Origin of the sequence: Segetibacter sp. 3557_3 (genome assembly GCF_004354985.1) — a bacterium.
In the GTDB taxonomy this organism is placed as follows: Bacteria; Bacteroidota; Bacteroidia; order Chitinophagales; family Chitinophagaceae; genus Segetibacter.
Genome location: NZ_SMSK01000025.1, coordinates 43,912 through 64,297, shown reverse-complemented (window position 1 = coordinate 64,297; position 20,386 = coordinate 43,912). Strand labels below are relative to the sequence as shown.

The 20,386-nt window shown below is 47.4% G+C and carries 13 protein-coding genes; 6 read left to right on the top strand and 7 right to left on the bottom strand.

The genetic code is table 11. From position 1 onward, the window contains the following. Positions 1-340, top strand: a 340-nt coding sequence (locus tag EXU57_RS23475; protein WP_133270708.1) for a T9SS type A sorting domain-containing protein, incomplete at its 5' end; no start/stop codon positions are given. 213 nt (positions 341-553) lie between these two features. On the opposite strand, the gene EXU57_RS23470 is transcribed toward EXU57_RS23475, so the two are convergent. Further along, positions 554-988, bottom strand: a complete 435-nt coding sequence (locus EXU57_RS23470) for a hypothetical protein (protein WP_133270707.1) — start codon at positions 986-988, stop codon at positions 554-556. On the opposite strand from EXU57_RS23470, the gene EXU57_RS23465 reads away from it, so the two are divergent. Then, positions 973-1,494, top strand: a complete 522-nt coding sequence (locus EXU57_RS23465; protein WP_133270706.1) for a hypothetical protein — start codon at positions 973-975, stop codon at positions 1,492-1,494. The genes EXU57_RS23470 and EXU57_RS23465 overlap by 16 nt on opposite strands. A 607-nt stretch (positions 1,495-2,101) precedes the next feature. Here the strand turns inward: EXU57_RS23465 and EXU57_RS23460 are convergent. The 3 genes from EXU57_RS23460 to EXU57_RS23450 form a co-directional block, all read right to left on the bottom strand. Beyond that, positions 2,102-3,904, bottom strand: coding sequence for a response regulator (locus EXU57_RS23460; protein WP_165958270.1), 1,803 nt, complete (start codon positions 3,902-3,904; stop codon positions 2,102-2,104). A 140-nt stretch (positions 3,905-4,044) separates the two neighbouring features. Beyond that, entirely contained in the window at positions 4,045-4,716 is a 672-nt protein-coding gene (locus EXU57_RS23455) for a hypothetical protein (protein ID WP_207955592.1), read from the bottom strand. A 224-nt stretch (positions 4,717-4,940) separates the two neighbouring features. Further along, positions 4,941-6,527 (bottom strand): tail fiber domain-containing protein, encoded by a 1,587-nt coding sequence (locus EXU57_RS23450; RefSeq protein WP_133270704.1) that lies wholly within the window; start codon positions 6,525-6,527, stop codon positions 4,941-4,943. Positions 6,528-7,570: 1,043 nt separating this feature from the next. On the opposite strand from EXU57_RS23450, the gene EXU57_RS23445 reads away from it, so the two are divergent. Continuing rightward, positions 7,571-8,479 (top strand): NAD(P)/FAD-dependent oxidoreductase, encoded by a 909-nt coding sequence (locus EXU57_RS23445; protein ID WP_133270703.1) that lies wholly within the window; start codon positions 7,571-7,573, stop codon positions 8,477-8,479. Positions 8,480-8,896: 417 nt separating this feature from the next. On the opposite strand, the gene EXU57_RS23440 is transcribed toward EXU57_RS23445, so the two are convergent. Next, positions 8,897-10,228: a polysaccharide lyase family 1 protein gene (locus EXU57_RS23440; RefSeq protein WP_133270702.1), complete on the bottom strand. Its 1,332-nt coding sequence runs from the start codon at positions 10,226-10,228 to the stop codon at positions 8,897-8,899. Between the two features lie 333 nt (positions 10,229-10,561). After that, on the bottom strand, positions 10,562-11,659 hold the full coding sequence (gene dinB / locus EXU57_RS23435) for a DNA polymerase IV (RefSeq protein WP_133270701.1): 1,098 nt from the start codon (positions 11,657-11,659) through the stop codon (positions 10,562-10,564). A 215-nt stretch (positions 11,660-11,874) separates the two neighbouring features. Here dinB and EXU57_RS23430 point away from each other — a divergent pair, with 215 nt between their 5' ends. The 3 genes from EXU57_RS23430 (at position 11,875) to EXU57_RS23420 (ending at position 17,159) form a co-directional block, all read left to right on the top strand. Further along, positions 11,875-13,389 (top strand): DUF4394 domain-containing protein, encoded by a 1,515-nt coding sequence (locus tag EXU57_RS23430; RefSeq protein ID WP_133270700.1) that lies wholly within the window; start codon positions 11,875-11,877, stop codon positions 13,387-13,389. A gap of 311 nt (positions 13,390-13,700) precedes the next feature. Beyond that, positions 13,701-16,457: a PAS domain S-box protein gene (locus EXU57_RS23425; RefSeq protein WP_165958269.1), complete on the top strand. Its 2,757-nt coding sequence runs from the start codon at positions 13,701-13,703 to the stop codon at positions 16,455-16,457. Between the two features lie 456 nt (positions 16,458-16,913). Then, the gene (locus EXU57_RS23420) at positions 16,914-17,159 is read left to right on the top strand and encodes a hypothetical protein (RefSeq protein WP_133270698.1); all 246 of its coding nucleotides are present in this window, start codon (positions 16,914-16,916) and stop codon (positions 17,157-17,159) included. A gap of 57 nt (positions 17,160-17,216) precedes the next feature. On the opposite strand, the gene EXU57_RS23415 is transcribed toward EXU57_RS23420, so the two are convergent. Continuing rightward, positions 17,217-19,964: a PAS domain-containing protein gene (locus EXU57_RS23415; RefSeq protein WP_133270697.1), complete on the bottom strand. Its 2,748-nt coding sequence runs from the start codon at positions 19,962-19,964 to the stop codon at positions 17,217-17,219. Between the last annotated feature and the right edge of the window lie 422 nt (positions 19,965-20,386).

The window sequence follows — 20,386 nt, the reverse complement described above, 5'->3', positions numbered from 1 at the left end:
CCACTTCTACAGGGTGAAGACCATCCAGCTTAATGGCCAGGAAAGCTATAGCGGCATTGTAAAAGTAAATATGGCCAGTGCAGAAGGCGGATTAACCGTTTACCCTAACCCGGTACAAAGCGGCACCATCAACCTCGTGTTTAAAGGAGAAGTTGCGGGAAGTTACCCTTACAAACTGGTAAACAGCAGCGGCCAGGCCATCCGTTCGGGCATCATCAAATACGCAGGTGGAACCAGCCTCCATAGCATTAATACTGCTCAGCAACTTGCTGCAGGCACTTATGAACTACAGGTGCAAAAGCCACAAGGCTTAGCGGTAATCAAAGTGATGGTATTGTAGTTCAGCTGTTCCTGAGAAAATAAATTAAGGTCCTTCCCTTGTGTAAGTTTATTGCACAGGGGAAGGACCTTTTTTGTTAGGAGAAGGTTAGGATTGGGTATTGGAGGTATTGGGTATTGAGGTATTAAGGTATCGAGGTATTGGGGTATTGAGGCGATTAGGGTATTGAGGTATTGGGGTATTAGGGTATTGAGGTAGTGAGTTGCTGAGCGTTCAAGAGAGATAACGGCGGAGAAATGAGATGCGGAGGGTTTGGAGAGTAGTTGGTAATCCGCAGTGACCTGGCCGTGGAGGTCTTGTCGCTCGCCTCTGCAGGTGTAGTCTCCCGCCTTTGCAGGTGTTGTCACCGGCAACTTTCTCCCATCGCTGGAGGTGTTGTCTCGCCCCTGCAGGTGTTGTCACCTGCAACTTCACCTGCCATTGCAAGTTTTGTCTCGCCCCTGCAGGTGTTGTCACCTGCAACTTCACCTGCCTTTTCGCCTTTGCAGGTGTTGTCTCGCCCTTGCAGGTGTTGTCACCTGCAACTTCACCCGCCTTTGTAGGTGTTGTCACCTGCAACTTCACCTGCCTTTTCGCCTTTGCAGGTGTTGTCTCGCCCTTGCAGGTGTTGTCACCTGCAACTTCACCCGCCTTTGCAGGTGTTGTCACCTGCAACTTTCTCCCATCGCTGGAGGTGTTGTCTCGCCCCTGCAGGTGTTGTCACCTGCAACTTTCGATCACCCCTCGAGGTGTTGTCGCTCCCCTTGCAGGTGTTGTCTCTTGCCCTTGCACGTGTTGTCACCTCCGACTTTCACCCGCCCTTGCAGGTGTTGTCTCTTGCCCTTGCAGGTGTTGTCACCTGCAACTTCACCCGCCCATGCAGGTGTTGTCTCTCGGCCTTTGCAGGTGTTGTCACCTGCAACTTTCTCCCATCGCTCGAGGTGTTGTCTCGCCCCTGCAGGTGTTGTCACCTGCAACTTTCGATCACCCCTGGAGGTATTGTCGCTCCCCTTGCAGGTGTTGTCACCTGCAACTTTCGATCACCCCTGGAGGTATTGTCGCTCCCCTTGCAGGTGTTGTCTCTTGCCCTTGCACGTGTTGTCACCTCCAACATTGCCGGGCTTTGCAGGTGTTGTCTCGCCCCTGCAGGTGTTGTCACCCCAATTTTTCCGTAAACAGTTCCCAAACCAGGCTTACAATTACTAGATTAAACCAGATGCGAGGAAGCGACAAGCGTATACTTCTGGGCGTTTCAAATGGCGCAAAATATGGAGGAACTTTCTAGCAGAAGTTCTTGAAAAGAGGAAAGGAAAGCTGCCCTATGCTGAAAAGAGCATCGCCCGGCGCCACGAAAATCACACAGGGTTCGGTGCATCGAAACGGAAGGGTTCGAAGCTTTAATGGCTGAAGGTGCCTGCTGATTAGGAACCATGCTAGAAGGATCTTTCTTGCTTTTTGGATAAGCGGGCTAACCATTTACAGCCGATAGGAGATTAGCAGAAAAGGGAACGCCGTGTTCTATCCTCTAATCCGATATCCGAAATGATCCGGCGAAAGGGCATGGCCGGCTATCGGCTGAGGGAAACTTTGCATCTACCCATTTTGATAATTAGAGGTTCTGCTACATGCCTCCCAATGGAAAGCCGGAACCCGCATGTATAATGGGTTTTGTACAATAAAAAAAGGTGCAGTTTTTTAGACTGCACCTGATCTCCTATCGTAATAAATCAATGTAGATTGCTATGCCCGTTTGTATGAAAAGTTTATCCCGATATAATCCAACTAACCGAGCGTTCCGGCATATTGATGGTTAACACCACTTGATGCCTGGTGCCATTTTTCGAGCATTTTGGCCAGTTCTTCAAGGTTCAATGGTTTGCTGATATAATCATCCATCCCGGCTCTCAGACATTCTTCGCGGTCACCCTGGAGGTTGTTGGCGGTCATAGCGATAATGATGGGTTGTACATCGATACAAAGCCGTATCATCCGGGTAGCTTCAAGGCCATCCATCTCCGGCATCTGCACATCCATCAGGATGATATTATAACTGTTCTGGCTGACGATCTCCAATACCTCTTTGCCATCCTTCACCGTGGTTGGCTTATAGCCCAGTTTATTCAACACCGTGGTGATCCAAAGCTGGTTCATCAGGTCATCTTCTGCAAGCAGGATGTTTAATGGATACTGTTGTGCAAAATCCTCGGACAAAACCTGTTTGACACTATTTTGATCAGGCGCACCCTCCTTTTTCTTCTGCTTCAGGGCAGTTGAGACCTCGTTGCAGAACACATGGTATTTCAACGGTTTTGGAATTACTGCAGCAAACAAGGAAGGGAACTGATGATGACTGTGACAGCCGTGTTTACCCAACAGGATGACAGGCAAGTCAGGATGGTGTTTACGAATGGATTGCGCGAGGTTGATACCTGAAATGGAGCCAAGATCATTATCTGTAATCACCAGATCAAAGTCGCCGTAACGGTCGATTATTTCCAAAGCCCGCTCACCCGTTGTTGTAAAAGACGGCTTCAGCTTTAATTGTGCAAGTTCGTTTTTCAGAACGTTGCAGAGTGTCAGGTTATCTTCTACCACCAACACCTTTTTGCCTTCAATGCCGGCCATCTGGTCATGCTTTTGGGCATACAAACGTTGGTGACTAACACCAGCCTTTATATTGAACCTGAAAGTAGAGCCATCATCCGGCTTGCTGTCAACCTGCAGTTTACCATCCATCAGACCGATTAATTTTTTACAAATGATGAGTGATACCCCCATGATTTCATACTGGTATAAAGGATCATTATTTGCCAGTTCTTTCGAAAGCTTCAGTTGTTTACTTGTAGAAATTCCGTTACCCGTGTCACGCACTTCGAAGCTGAGGATTACACGCCCTTCTTCATCGTGGCCCACCAGGTGAACAGCAATAACAATCTCACCTGCTGAGGTGAACCTGAAAGCGTTATCAACAAGGTTCATTAATACCTGTTTCAACCGTAGTGCATCACCTACCACCTGGCCCGGAACATTGTCATCGATAAGGTATATCAGATCCAGCCCTGTACCTGCTGACCTGGAAGCAAACACTTCGAAAACATCCTCAATACACCTGCGGAGTTCAAAATCTTTGCAGTCCAATTCTTTACCGGACTCAAATTTCGAATACTCGAGGATGTCCTTCATAAGTATGTCGTTGATCTCGCTGAGCAGACCATCGCCGGATACCAGGATATTGTCGGTATACGTACGCTGTTCAGTTGTTAGTTGAGTATCGTTCAGGAGCGAAGCCATACCGATCACCGAACTCATGGGTGTTCGAATTTGGTGGTTTAGTTTTGCGAGCACCATGCTTTTACTGCGGTTAGCTGCTTCAGCCTGTTCACGTGCCTGCTCCTCGCTTTGGCGGGCATATTCGAGCAAACCGCTGCGCTCAAGTACCTGTCTTTCGAGATCAGCTTTGTGAAACTTTAGTTTATTGATCCGGCTTTGAAAAAAGATTGCCATACCTGTAATCGCACCTATTGAAAAAAGTGCATAAAGCCACCATGATTGCCAAAGAGCGTCAAGGAAGATATTTCCTATCATAATTATAGCGGTATTATATTCAACGTGCATAGCTGCGGGTGGTTTTGAGGTTTGTAAGAGCGTGTAACATGATCGTGACTGGTACTAGCAGGTCAATACTTAGTTGATCTGCATTTGTAAGGAACTCGTCCGGATCTGCATTACAGCAATGCACGGTCGCGAACCTCTTTTATCTTTTCGGCATCAGGTGAGAGCCGATGAGCACCATTGACAATAAGACCACTATCATTTTGGTAGATTAGCTTACTCTCAGTGACAACCTTTTTGTCGTTATTGGCAAGAAGGATTACTTCGGAGTTGGCCAGCTTTCTCAATAGTGAAATGTCTTTTAGATGTGGGTTCCAGTGGAAAATAAGCTCATCAATCGGGTGCCACAACATTACCCAGCTAAAGATATCCAGGCTATTTACAAGCCCGGTGTGGACAGCATTTTCTTCATTGATGATAAAAGGAAGGATGCTATGAAAAATGACTACGACAGAAATGCTAATTGCAAGTACCAGCCAAGACCGGCGCTTGAACTTTGTGAACTGGTACATCCTTTCTTCGAGCTTTTCTTTGAAGTGGCTCCTTACAGCATACATCACAGGTTCCGCGTATTGTTTGTCGAGTTCGCTTTTACACTTGAGCTTATAAAAAATAACAGAATGCCTTTTTGCTGACTTCACCGACGTCATGATATACTCCAGAAAGTGGTGGCTAAGCTGGCGCTTGTAAATTGGAGCCGGATCGTGTTTGTTGAAATAACCCTCGACCACCAATTGATCGAGGGTTAAGAAGATGTCGATACTTTTTGCTACTGGTTGACTCATATGATATATAATAATGGGAGTTCCATGGTTACAGTCTCTTCCCTGTATTATTAAGTTGTAATGGTCAGTTTATTTCGCTTGTGGGTTGATACTTAAGAGAGCAACTGCTTTATATTGTTTGATAGGTGGTGATTACGTTTTTTCATGATTTGAAAATCATTGCGGCCTCGAGCAGGGTCAAAAAAGCTGAACAACCTGCTTACCCAACCTTGAACCACGGCTTACTACCTTTGAAGATTGGCAACGATCGCCTTAAGCCCGTCAATTTGTTTTTGTTGTTCTTTGATGGCATTGATCAACACAGGGACCAATTCTGCATAGTTCATCCCTAGTTTCTCTTTTGTTTCATCGCCTGCAACTACTTCAGGAACCAATTTTTTTACTTCTTGTGCAATCAAACCTATTTTGTTACCGGCTGTTGGATTTTCAATCCAGTTATAGCTTACCGGTTGCATGGCAAGCACTTCTTTAAGACCGTAGTTCAGATTTTGTACGTTGGTCTTTAAGCGGCTGTCTGATGTTTGAATTGTTCCGTTTGTAGCATAAACAGCATTCCATTTATAGGTTACGGTGCCAAGGGTACCAGTGTTGTTTGTTCTTGGAACGATGTTGCCCTGAACCACCAGCTTTTCAGGATTGGTTGTAACAATGCCCTGGTTGTTTCTTGATGTTCCGCCAATACCGATGTTGCCGTTGCCATCTATACGCATTGCTTCATTACCGTTGGCGGTAAGGTTGCCTGCTGCGCCACTATTCGTAAAAAGCACCATTCCCTGCCCTGTTGCACCGTTACCGATAAAGAAGTCGGATGTTGCATTGGTATATAAGTAACCAACGTTGGGGCGGTTCAAAATGTTGGAAGCGTTATTTGCGTAACCGGAACTATTGATACCCATATCAATATAGTTCGTTGTATTTGTTCCATTATCTGCGGTAGCTACGATGTCGGAACTGGCGTTGTTACCAGGGTTGGTATTTTGCACTCCGATCTGTGCATAACTATTTATATTGGCATATGCTCCAATCAGGTTATTTGTTGCGGTAGTACCGGCATCAATAAGCAATTTTTCAGGTTGATCAACATCGAAGTCCGTGCTGCCTATGCCAACGTTGCCCGAAGCGGTTATGGTCATCTGTGTGGTATTGTTGGCAATCAGCGGAAGGTCAAAATTGCCGGTGGTACCCAACCGGCTGGTTAGCGAACCGGTATTTCCTGCAAGTGCCCATGCGTTGGAAGATGGGGTGAGTGCCGATGGCAATAATCTTCTCACAACACCATTGGAAACTGTTAAGATACTGTCTGCCGTTGAACCGGTTTGAAGACCATCAAGGGCCAGGGGATTTGCAGCTGATGATACCTGTAGCCTGTGCGAAGGGGATGATGTACCTACCCCCATGTTTCCTAAACTGTCGACAATTAAACGTTGAATGTTATTTGTACGTAAACGCAGGCTAACGTTGTCCGATGTACCCAGGAAGTTGGTGTTCCATGATGTTCCTGCATTACCGGTAGTTGCCCACTGATTAGCTGATGCCAGTGAAAGCAGCGTCCATACGGAACCATTGTAGTAGTAAAAACCTTTAACGCCATCTGTCTGGTACACCATCAAACCTTCGGTTGGACCGGCGATTGCGACCTTCTGGGCCAGGGTCATTCGTGGTATGAGAATTCCACTTGTAGTTGAGGCCACATCAAGCATTGCACTTGAATGACCGGTTGCGCCGTTTGCATTGATGGCCACACTTTGGCTGCAAACTTTCGATACGATTGCTACCTGCAACAGCAACAGCAGCATTGACATTTTTTTCATGTTGGTACGGATTTATCAATTTTAGCCGGAAGTCCATTAGCACCGGATACCGTCGCAATGCTGCGATTAGATATCAAATGGTTTTAGATCGGGTCATTTAATAACAGTAGTTAAAACGACAGTAATTCAGATAAATTGCAATGGGAGTATTCAGATTTTGGATTTTTTTCCCAATCGGGGAGATGAGCCATTTCGACAAAGGAGGAGTCCCGGAGGTAGATATGAGTGATGAGAGATGAGTGATGAGACGTGATGGTTTGTCATTTCGACGAAGGCGGAATCCGTTTCGGGGAGATGAGTGATGAGAGGTAATGTTTTTGTCGTTTCGACGAAAGAGGGATCCCGGAGGTAGAGATGAGTTATGAGAGATGAGTGGTGAGACGTGATGTTTTTGTCATTCTGCCGAGGGAGGAATCACTGTCGGGGAGATGAGAGATGAATGATGGGACGTGATGTTTTTGTCGTTCTGACGAGGGGGAGTCCGGTTAGAAGAGATGAGTGATGAGAGATGAGTGATGAGACGTGATGTTTTTGTCATTCTGCCGAGGGAGGAATCACTGTCGGGAGATGAGAGATGAGTGATGAGACGTGATGTTTTTGTCGTTCTGACGAGGGGGAGTCCGGTTAGAAGAGATGAGTGATGAGTCGTGATGTTTTTGTCGTTCTGACGAAGGAGTAATCCGTGTCTGGGTTATGAGAGATGAGACGTGATGTTTTTGCCTTGCCGACGAGGGGGAATAGCTGTCGGGGAGATGAGTGATGAGAGATGAGTGATAGGACGTGATGTTTTTGTCATTCTGACGAAAGAGGAATTGCTATCGGGGAGATGAGTAATGAGAGATGAGTGATGGGACGTGATGTTTTTGCCTTGCCGACGAAGAAGGAGTCTCTGTCGGGAAGACGAGTGATGAGCGCTATTCTCACTTTTGCAACAATGTTGCAAATGCCAAATTATTCATTACCTTTACACCACGATCAACAACATCCATCCTTATGCTTGTTGCTGAGTTGGCTTCAACCTTAATACCTAAACGCTTAACTGAATGACAACAAAAAAGAACTTCGATGTAATCATCATCGGTGGAAGTTATTCCGGGCTCTCGGCCGCAATGGCGCTGGGCAGGGCACTAAGGAATGTACTGGTAATAGATGATGGAAAACCATGCAACAGGCAAACCCCACATTCACACAACTTTCTTACACAAGATGGAAAAACACCGGCTGAAATTTCAACCCTGGCAAAGGAACAGGTTAGCCATTATGATACCATCGCATTCGTAACAGCACTTGCAACTGGTGGCCGCAAAAGCGCAGACGGCTTTGAAGTTGATACTAACGGAGCTGGTACGTTTACCGCCGGCAAATTAATATTCGCTACCGGGGTGAAAGACATTATGCCTGAGATACCCGGCTTTTCAGCCTGCTGGGGAACGAGTGTGATCCATTGTCCTTACTGTCATGGCTACGAAGTGAAACACCAGCAAACAGGCATACTGGGCAATGGGGACTATGGCTTTGAGTTTTCAAAGATGATCCGGAACTGGACCAGCGACCTAACCCTTTTTACCAACGGAGAGTCGACGCTTACAGAAGAACAAACAGCAAAACTGCAAAAGCACAATATTCGTATCGTTGAACATGAAGTAGAGCGCTTTGAGCACGATAACGGTCACATCAACAGCATTGTATTTCGTGATGGCACATCAACTTCGATAAAGGCAATATATGCTAGACCGGCCTTTACGCAAAGCTGCGATATTCCACAACAACTGGGTTGCGAACTTACCGAACATGGACACCTGAAAACCGATATGCTTCAAAAAACAACAGTTGAAGGTGTGTTTGCCTGTGGCGACAACACTACGCCCTTTCGTACAGTTGCAACAGCAGTAGCTGCAGGTGTAATGGCAGGAGCCGCATGCAACAAAGAGATTATAGAAGATCGATTCTAATATCGGTTAAGCCAGGGTGTAACGATCAGAAACGTATGTTGATCAGGGAAGTTTTTAGAGGTTTTCAACCCGTGACCTTCCAGCTTCTGTCTTGTGGAAAACCCGGCGCGTTAACATCAGAACCACCAGCTAAAATGGGAATTTGTGCTACCACGAAAGGAATAGGCCATTACGGTTGAACCCATACTGTTTTCAGCCAGGTTGCCAGGAGGTAAACCAATCAACTTTCCCGGCAATCAACCGGGTGAATAGCATTGATGCGGTACAAGGGAGTGACACAACCGGAGCCCCATTGAGATACTTCTGCCCGTACCAAAAAAAATTATTGGCGAAGCGGGATCCATTCCTGGACCAGATTCGTGTGACGCCATGGCTTGCATTTGAAAGGACTCCCTTGTGCATCGGCCAGCTTTTTACTTAAAGCGCGTTGATATAAACTTCGATGTTTGTATAACCACTGCCACCTTTTGCAAGCGCCGTTGCATCGGCCCTGTTTGCAGGGTTTAATCCTTGTGCTTTCTCCCAGGCATCGGGAATACCGTCGCCGTCCTGGTCAACGTGTAGCTTAACCACCCTGTAATTGGGCCATCCACCCACTTCTTCCTGGGTATCGATCATTTTGCCGGTGTTTGTCCGCACCTGTGTTATCAACAAGGCATCTATTGAATCGCGTACCGGGCGGCTTGCGCCAACGCTTACCAAAACATCGTTATAAGCCTGCTGTGCGCTGCTGGTTTTAACGGGTGCTGTTTTAAACGGGGTGGCGACAACTTCAAATAATTTCAGCCCTTTTTCAACCCCTGCCTCAAACATGGCTTCGGGCTTACGGGTAAACTGCGGCCGGCCCTCAACAATATTGCCCTCCAGGAAAAACTTTACTTTAGATGTTTCGGTGAGTATTATGGGTGCACGTTTGCTGCTTGCCGGTCCGGGCTTCAGGTAGTTGAATACATAGTTGGCACTAACGTTTCCACCGGTCATTCCGCTGCACATTTGCTCCCAGTTATACATTACGTTATTGCGTACATCGATCGTGGGCCATGGTGGTTCGTTATAATTATCGCCCAGTCGTGGATTTCGCGCGGTGTTGTTGATCCACAAATTATGATGAAGCGTTATGCCGCCAATGCCACGCACCAGTGAGCCAAAGCCGTGTGCGCCCTTCTGATGTACACTTTTTTGCAGCGACTGCCCTATGAGGCACCACTGAACCGTAACATTGTATATGGCACCGGATGGCGAGAGACATTCGTCAACCGACCAGTTGGCACTGCAATGATCCACGATAACATCATGTGCATCCTTGCCAACGCTGATGGCGTCCATCTCCGCACCAGATATATCGCCCGGGCGGGAGCGAATATACCGCACGATAACGTCGTGGGTAAAAATGTTCAGCTCTCTCCGCTTTAAACAAATGCCATCGCCCGGAGCTGTTTGGCCCGCAATGGTGATATACGGTTTGGTAATTACCAATGGGCTCTTCAGGTCAATGATACCCGACACGTTAAACACAACGATCCGCGGGCCATCAGCTTCGCATGCCTCGCGAAAGGTGCCCTTCCCTGAGTCTTGAAGGCTGGTTACGATATACACTTTTCCACCTCTTCCACCGGGTGTATATGCGCCGTAACCTTCTGCCCCGGGGAAAGCAGGCAATTGCTTTTGCCGGCTAAAAACAAGTGCCGGCAGTGCCATTGATAAAACAAGAACGGGTAAAACAACACGGGTAAAAAACCACTTTTGCATGCTGCGGCGATTTGTGATTGATGTGCTAAACTAACGCATTTATAGCGGGGTGCAGGCAGTATACAGCATGGATGCAGCTTTATTCGTGGTGGTCTGCTTTTCGAAATTTTAATAGGGGCATAAACCTGATAATGCGCATACATTGCCCCGGATGATTGCTGGCAGGCTTATCAAAATTGGTCTCGCACCTCATAAAAAAGTAAGCTAGATACCATCACATAGGCATTACTGGCAGGCTGTATAATGCTGCCAGCAACACATACCTGGATCAGTTCTGCTTTAAGCTATTGAGGATTGCACCTGCTGCGATCCACAACCTCGCTCACCTGGCACTTAAGGCTGTGGAAACAACGGAAGCTGAGCATCTGTGTTGCCCGGCGGCACGGCCGATTGGGAAAAGTTAGACAGTGTGATTCCAAGCAACCTGATCTTGTTACCCTGTGGAGCCGTTGCCTCCAGCAGCCACTTTGCTTTCTCAGCTATGTCGAAATGCTCAACGGGTTGCGGATAAGAAAAGCTGCGGGTAATCTGCCGGAAATCACTGTACTTGATCTTTAATGTAAGCGTCTTTGCACGAAAACCATAACGTTCCAATCGCTTTTCAACAACAAGCGCTATTTTGTCAAGTTCAGCAAACATATCGGGGAGCTCGGTAAGGTCGTGCGGAAAGGTATCTTCAGCACCAATGGATTTTGTTTCGCGATTTGGTTCTACGGTCCGGTTGTCGATTCCCCGAACAATGGCATAGTAAAAGTGACCGCTTTTACCAAAATGCTGCACCAGTTCATGCTCCATAAGGGCCTTGATGTCAAGACCTGTATGTAGCCCCATGTTCTTCATTTTTTGCGCGGTAACCTTACCCACGCCAAAAAACTTTTCTACCGGTAATTGCTCCATAAACATCTGTATGCGCGATGGGCCGATAAAAGTGAGCCCATCGGGCTTTTGAAGGTCGGATGCGATCTTGGCAACAAACTTATTTATAGAAACACCTGCTGATGCAGTAAGCCCCAGTTCATCCCGGATTGCCTGCTTTATTTTACGGGCTATATCGAGGGCCGAGCCAATGCCTTGCTTATCGAAGGTTACATCGAGGTAAGCCTCATCGAGTGACAAGGGCTCAACGAGGTCGGTATACCGGTGAAAAATCTCCCTTATTTGTTTTGACACCTGCTTATACACATCAAAGCGCGGCCGTATGAATATGGCATGCGGGCAAAGCTGAACTGCGCGTTTTGACGGCATTGCCGAATGGATGCCGAATTTTCTGGCTTCATAACTCGCTGTGGCCACTACTCCACCGCGACCCTCAAGTAGACCGCCTACAACGATTGGCTTACCCCGGTAGTCAGGATGATCTCTTTGTTCAACCGATGCATAAAATGCATCCATGTCGATGTGTATGATCTTACGAACAGGGAGATGTTGCATAATGCCAGGTTGATAATCCGGGGCAATTTAAAAATCATTAGGCAATGAAAGCAGTTCATTCTAAGGCTGTTTTTTAATCAGTTTGCGTTAAGGTGGTGCGCCGAAGCTTATCCAGTTTCTGAATGGCTGAACATAAAACCGGCAACTCATTTCTGTAATAATAAATCCTAAGCAGGCCTTCTTTCGTAATTGGGTTAATTGTTAAAACAACCAAAATGAAGAAATATTTTAGTCGTTTATTCCTGCTAGCTGCCATGGGCAGCTCAATGCTTTTTACCAGTTGCGAGAAAACCGACACCAGCAACCCGGTGCTTAAGCCGGATATGATGTTCTATGGATTGTCGAACGCAAACCAGTTGATCAGGTACAACGCAAACGCCAGCCAGACGGCAATGAGCACAACCGCTATAACGGGTCTTGCAGGTAGCGAAAAAATCGTGGGCATCGATTTTCGCCCGGCCACCGGCCAGCTGTTTGGCGTAAGTTCCGGCAGTCGGTTATATGTGATCAACCCCGAAACAGGTGCTGCAACAGCGGTGGGTACTGCCGCTTTTACACCCGCACTTAACGGCAATTTGGTAGGCTTCGATTTTAATCCTACGGTTGACCGGATAAGGCTGGTAACATCATCCGGGCAGAACCTGAGGTTAAATCCCGAGACGGGTGGTGTTGCAGCAACTGATGCAGCCCTTAACCCGGGCGCTCCTGCTGTAATGGCTGCTGCCTATACCAACAGCATGGCCGGCGCTACCACTACCACACTCTACGATATCGATATTGTAAGTGGCAAGCTGTACAAGCAGGATCCACCAAATAACGGAACCCTGGTAGAGGTTGGTTCGCTTGGCATGACCAGTGAGGCCGGCAAAGATGGCGGGTTCGATATTTCGCCAGATAATTCGGTAGCGCTGGCAAGTTTCGGAATGGGAACAGATGCAGGCTTATACCAGGTTGATCTTTCTACCGGTAAAGCTACCGATCTTGGAAAGCTCTCTACTGCAATCATCGGGCTGGCCATCCCCTCTGCCCCGGTTGCCTACGCAATCGACAATGCCAACAACCTCCAGATCTTCAATTTTCTTTCATCTACGGCACCCGTAAGCAAACCCATCACCGGTCTTCAATCCGGAGAAAACATTTTAGGTGTAGATATGCGCCCTGCAACCGGGCAACTTTTCGCACTAGGAAGTACAAGCCGGCTTTATACCCTTAATACTTCAACAGGCGCAGCCACCGTAGTTGGAACAGCTCCTTTTGCACCACAGCTTGCAGGTACTACCTTCGGCTTCGACTTTAACCCCACAGTAGACCGGATCCGCCTGGTAAGCAATACCGGGCAAAACCTTAGGCTGAACCCGGTTGATGGTACTACCTCGGCAATCGATGGCGGGTTAAATCCAGGTATGCCTGCAGTTTCAGGTGCTGCCTACACCAACAATTTTGCAGGTGCAACAACAACGGTATTGTTTGACATTGACGCAACAACAGATAAATTATACACCCAGGCGCCACCGAATAACGGAACCCTTGTAGAAGTGGGCAACCTTGGTGCAGAAATCACCGCTGAAAATGGCTTTGATATCGGCGGAACAAGTGGTAAAGCTTATGCACTGCTTACGGTTGCCGGCAGTACCAGGCTTTATTCAGTTAACCTGACCAGCGGCGCAGCCACAATGCTCATGAATTACCCGAATGCAACCAGAGGTTTGGCCATCGGGTTGGGCTTTTAACGTGTCTACCTTACAAACATCCATATCCTTTAGAAAACATCCGTACCTCATTGTCCCGCCCGGCCCTCCTCAGCCGGGCGTTTTTTGTTTACCTGTGCTGCGCATGCGAAGTGTACGGGCACTTATTGCTACATCCTTCATCAACCCTTTCGTACACCCCCGATCACCTAAGCCTGAGCCGTTGTTGTTTATAGGTATTTGCATGCTATGATATATAATGCAACAGTGTGTTCGCATCCTTAAGGCCGGGAACTGTATTTTAACGGATGTTGGGCATGGATGCACGATACTACTTAACTTTAGCATCGTTTATGCTCACCGAGTTATCCAATCAAAAACCCTCATCCGCAGTTGACTTCACCATCATCGAAGCCACTCCCGGAATGCGACTTGTTTTTTCACCCGACAGCCCGTTGTTTACCATTGTTTCGGCCAGCCAGGACATGTGCCGGTTTTTAGGTTATGGCAAAGACCGGCTTGTTGGAAAAAGTATTTTTGAAGCATTTCCCCCAAATTCCTCCGACCCAACCTTCAATGGCCACACCGAGCTGCTTGCATCGCTTGAATTGGTCCTTAAAAATAAAATGTCTCATCGCCGCGAGCAGCGCTACGATCTTGTTCTTAATGAGGGGCTCTTCCAGGAAACTTACTGGGACACTATCAATACCCCTGTATTGAACGACGATGGAGAGGTAACGTATATTGTTCACACGACCGAAAACATCACGGCAAGGGTAATTGCAGACCGAAAGGTTGCAGAAAATGACGTTGCAGTAGCGCAGTTCAAATTTATGGCCGACAATGCACAGAATGCCTTTATCCTGGCTCGCGAAGACGGCAGCTTTGCTTACGTAAACCAAAAAGCACTGTCGGGCTGGAACTACACAGCAGAAGAGGCCAAACATCTTCGTGTTCCCGATGTAAACCCCGTGTTTAACGATGAAGTTTTTTCTGCTGCGTTCAAGCGGGCGCAGCACGAAAACATTCCGCAATTTGAAACCCTGCATCGGAGAAAAAACGGTGAGGTGTACCCGGTAGAGATCAACATGGGCGCACTTACACTTGCCGGTAAGCCACACATGTTTGCCGTTGCCCGCGACATTACCAACCGCAAAAGACTCCAGGAAGCAAGCCGTAAAAGTGAAGAAAACCTCCGCAACCTGATCATGCAATCGCCGGTTGCAATGTGCATTCTTAACGGACCTGATTTCATCGTCGAAGTCGCAAACGCAAGGGTACTGGAACTTTGGGGTAAGCACGCAGACGAGATCATGGGTAAACCGGTTTTCGATTGCCTGCCTGATGCCAGGGTGGCGGGCTTACACAAGATAATGGAGCAGGTCTATTCTACCGGTGAGCGTTTTGCTGCAAACGAACAGCCTATACCCTTACCAAGGAACGGAGGGCTTGAGACCTTTTACGTGAACTTTGTTTATGAGCCTTTCCGTGGCGTTGATCAAAAGATCGCGGGTGTGATGGTAGTGGCTTTCGACGTTACCAACCAGGTGGTGGCGCGAATGAAGGTTGAGGAAAGCAATAAAGAGTTACAATTTGTCATGAACGTAGCCCCACAGATGGTATGGGTAACCTACCCTGACGGCTATCATGCGCTATATAATTATAAATGGTACGAGTATACCGGCCTGTCGGATGTTGAGTCGCAGGATACCGGCTGGACAACTGTTGTGCATCCGGATGATATGGAGAGAACATCCGCGGTGTGGAAACACAGCCTTGAGACCGGCGAACCTTATGAGATAGAATACCGGTTGAAACGTTTCGACGGTACGTATTGCTGGTTTTTAGGACGTGCCCTGCCCCTGAAAGACGAGACCGGAACAATACTAAAGTGGTTTGGCACCTGTACCGACATCGACGACCAAAAGAAGGCATCAGAACTGATGGAGGAAATGGTGATCAAGCGTACGCATGAACTTGAGAGCCAAAAGAACCTGCTGGATAATATCCTAAGAAACTCTTCAAATGGCATTTCGGTAACGGAGATGATCAGGAACGATAAAGGTGATGTGGTAGATGCAAAAACCATCCTGGCTAATGATTCCGCAATCAGGTTTGTGGGAATGCCGAGAGAAGTCTTTTTATCAAAAACGGCTGTCGAGCTTGATCCCGATATATTGACCTCGGCTTACGGGCAAAAATGCCTGCACACGCTTGTCACCGGCGAACCCGCTGTAATTCAGTATTACCTGGGGATCAGCAATAGGTGGCTTGAGCTCACGCTTTCCAGGATGGATAGTGATCACCTCATCCACATTTTTACCGATGTTACATCCATAAAAGTGTCGCAACTGGAGCAGGAGCGTATGCTCCAGGAACTCAAACGTTCAAATGCTAATCTTGAAGACTTTGCGTATGCCGCTTCTCACGACCTTAAAGAACCCATCAGGAAAATACGCTTTTTTGCTGATCGCCTGAACAATAAACTTAGTGGCAAACTGGCGGAAGAGGATCAGCATTACCTGATGCGAATGGACCGCGCAACCGAGCGTATGCAACTACTGGTGGACGACCTGCTGGAATATTCACACGTTTCTACGGATAACAATTATGTTGAGGAAATCGACCTGGGCAAAAAATTAAGCAAGGTGTTGGAGGACCTCGAACTTGAGGTGAGTCGCAGAAACGCCTCAATTATTGTTGGCCCGCTCCCGCTTATAAAGGGCCACAGAAGGCAAATACAACAGCTTTTCCAAAATTTAATCACCAATGCACTAAAGTTTAGCAAGCCTGGGGTGCAGCCTGAAATTCTGATAAGTGCCAGTATTATCAGCGGCGAAGAGCTTATTACACTAAACGCAGCTACGACGCCGGCCAACAAAGCATATCATCAAATCAGCATTGTTGATAATGGTATCGGTTTCGAGCAGGAGTACGCTGAGCGTATCTTTAAGATGTTTCAACGCTTACACGGCAAAGCAGCTTATGAGGGAACCGGTATCGGGTTAGCGATCGTTCGCAAAGTAGTCAACAATCACAACGGGTTTATCACTGCCGAAAGCAGCCCGGGCAATGGAGCAAGGTTTACCGTGTATCTTCCTGCCAACTAATTACACGCAAAATGTTGGTTATCTAAGCTTGCAACTGTTCTACTGCTTACCAACAAAGACCGGCCTGCAGCCATCGATTTACAAAGAGCATCCTGGTGGTTTGATTTTAAAAACCTGAGCTAACTGGGAATAAGTTCTTGCAGACAAGTGCTGTATTAAAGCGGGGCTTTACGTTTGACGCCAAGGGGCAAATGAACGAAATTGAAATAAACAATACTGAAATTACAAGCTCCCGGTTCCCTGGCAATCCTGAGACGCTCAGCTAGGCTCCATTACACAAGCTGTTCTCTGTTGTTTACCTGGTTTATGAAAGTGCTCCTTTGCGTTATTCAACGCTAATCTTTCCCGGTTGCGTAAGCCACAATGGGTCATAAAAAAAGCACAATTCGAATCATTCTTAGCAGATGGGTTTTCTATTACACCAAGTTGTTTTAATTTTCCATTACAGTACCCCTCATGACCCTCCACCAATTTAACCAACTTAGCGAAGCCGAAAAGGCAAATTACATTTGGGACAATGGTGATATGGTTGCCGTAAGGTATAACGACGATAAAGCCTTTCTCCTTTACCAACTCGGCGCTTTTTACGCCGAAGTCGTTTATCGTAATGAAGGCAGCAAGATCGAGTTCATCGATGCATTTGTAAGCACAGGCCAACTGGATCCCTATCTCGAGAACATCGATATCTCGGAACTGTTATAATCCACATGACTTAGTCCAGTGCCCAGCTCCCGGGTTTTGGGCTATAAAGAACACTTCTTATTTCATCGACTCCACGGCTGGCAACAACATTTTAAATGTGGATCCCTCGCCAGGTGAAGACTCCGCCCATATGTATCCATTGTGGTTTTCAACCACCTTGCGTACAATGGAAAGTCCCACACCAGTGCCACGGTAAGCACTATGCCCATGCAGGCGGGTAAAAACATTAAAGATGCGCTCTGCGTCTTCCTGGGCAAAACCAATTCCACTGTCCTTGACCACAATAAGGTGATACTGCCGGTCTGCAGCAATTGCCGGAAACCGGGTGCTGAAGTCACCGCCATTTACTACTTCCGAAAAAATGTGGATTTCGGGACTTTCTTCTTCCTTGCTGTACTTTATTGCGTTACTAACCAGGTTTTGAAACAGTTGCTGAAATTGACGACGGTTGCCTTTGATCACCGGAAGATGATTAACCTTTATGGTGGCTCCTTTCTCCTGTACCTCCAGCTCCAGGTCCTCCAGCACGAGCTTCAATTTGCTATTCAGGTCTATGTTATCCATTTCTGCAGTGCCCTGGCTTGCCTCAGAATATGCCAATAGATCGTCGATTAAATTCGCCATTCGCCGGCTGGCCTGTTGCATTCTTTCAAACAGCCGGAAGTCTTCAGCCTCCATTTTATCGGCCAATTGGGTCTTCAACTTATCCGAAAAATAGTTGATTTTCCGAATAGGTTCTTTCATGTCGTGAGAAGCAACATAGGCAAATTCTTTAAGGCTGTCGTTTGATCTTTTTAGGGCCGCCGTGCGCTCTGTTACCAGCTTTTCAAGGTTTTCCGAGAGCAGCTTTTGTTCATGTATATCGGTACTGGTACCATACCAGGCAACTACCTCAGACCCGTCGTTTTTAATTGGCACCCCACGGGCTACAAACCAGCGATAGTTTCCATCCCGGCTCCTGTAACGAACATCAACTTCGTAGAATACCTGTGCCGACCTGGCCTCGTTCCATATTCTCAGGCAGTTGTCAACATCATCCGGGTGCAGGGTGGTACTCCAGCCAAAGTCCATCGACTGTTCCTTCGTATAACCGGTATAGCTGTACCAAAGCTGGTTTAAGAAATCGATACGGCCGTCGGCAGCAGCGGTCCATACAAATGCGGGAACAGCATTGGCCAACTGCTGCCACTTGTATTCACTTTCTTTAATCGAAAGTTCATATTGTTTTCGCGCCGTGATGTCCTGCATCGACCCGATCATCCGGATAGCCTTGCCCGTATCATCGTGCTGCACAAAGCCGCGGTGGTACACGGTTTTGTAAGTACCATCGGCACATAAAAACCGGTATTCGGCCGACCAGGCATTGCCACCCGATGAGCCCCCGGCCAACAAGCGGTTTAGGTCGCTCACCACGCGGTCGCGATCGTCGGTATGCAATTGCGCGTACCACCAATCCGGGGTTTGCAATACTTCATTGGGGGTGTAGCCAAATAAGGTAGTAATCGACTCGTTCCAGGTGGCTTCGTTCCTCGTCAAATCCCAGTCCCATACTGCGTCCTGTGTAGCTTTAGTCACCAGGTCAAAACGTTCTTTACTTTGTTTTAAAGCTGCCTGTCCTTTTTCTACTTCTCTTTTCGCCATCACCTGGTCCGTAACATCCGTAGCCAATACCAGAACCCCTGTTATTCTGCCGTCATGCTCGCGGTAGGGTTGGTAAGTAAAGTTAAAGTATACCGTCCTGGTTGTCCCGCCTTCTTCCTCAAACAAGGCTGGAGTTTCATATCCCTGGAATACCTCACCCGTGTAAAAAACGTTCATTAAAAGTTCAGGAAAGCCTTGCCCTTTCATTTCAGGGAGAATCTCAAGAAACGTTTTCCCTATGGCAGACTCATCAACTTTCCATAATTTAAACAAAGCATCATTTGCAACCTCAAGCACCATATCCTTCCCTTTAAAAATCAGGATGGGGTGTTGGACTTGTTGCACCACACTTTTAAATTTCTGCCGCAGTTCCACCTGTTCTGTTACATTATGACCCACACTGATCACACCTGTCGCTTTATTATCCTGGTCACTTTCGTAAAATGGCTTATAAACAAAGTCGAAGTACAACACTTCGGGTTTTCCATTGCGCTCAAGGGTAATGGGGTATTCGTAAGCATAAAAAGGTTCACCAGTTGTTCGAACCTTGTCGAGCAACGCCGTAAACCCTTGTTCTTTTAACTCCGGTATAGCCTCCACGAGCGGCTTGCCAATTACCTCGCTGGTTTTGCCCCAAACCTCCAGCAGTCCTTCATTAGCGAGTTCAATAATATAGTTAACGCCGCGAACATAACCGATGATAACGGGGGCATTCATGAAAAAGTGGTAAGCTTTTTCAAAACCTTTTGATGTTTGAACCGCGCGCACCGCCGTAATCTCGTTAGTGATATCTACCGATGAGTGGATGATGTAAGCTACCTCGCCCCTTTCATCGAACAACGGAACATTTGTAATCTTCCAAAACCGTTGGGTAGAAGTGCCATCGCCGTTGGGTATACGATAACTTTGAATGGGGATCTCGTGAGGAACCGCCTGGCGGATAACCTGGCTAAACGAGGCGCGTAAAAACTGTTCGCCGGTATACTCCGGATCGGCTACGGTGTGGCCGAAGATGGCAAAGTGACCCTTGCCGATCACATCCGCTTTATTCATTTTCCAGAGCCGCAAAAAGTCGTTACTTACCGCAACATGCGTATATACGGGAGCATCCGCAAGTACAATCACACTTATGCCTGGCGCAGCTTCATAAGCTCTGAAGTCCATCAAAATTTAAGCGTGTTGTTTAAGGGGTTAAAGAACTGGGAGAAGAACAAAAATAACCTAAATGGCAATACATCCGCTTTGGAAACTACCCTGCCGAAACACTTCCGCATTCCGGGCGAAAAAACGGCACACCAGTCACATCTTGGGCGTAGACAGCTAAGGCCTGAACATGTGTTTAAGTAAGCCATGAGAGTGGATCGAACAAGGGCAAAAGTTGGGGAAGAAGATTTGGGCGTGCCCCCCAAAGGGTTGGGGGTCAGGCTTTCCATTCCAAGTCCTCCCCCGCTTGGGCGGGGTCCGGGCTTTCCACTTCAATCCTTCACGCAGCAGCTCCCGGCACGTACTACCAAAGCAATGACGGATTGATACACTGTAAACCCATTCCACTTCAATGTTGGTATAAGCAGAGTGCTGCAAATGTT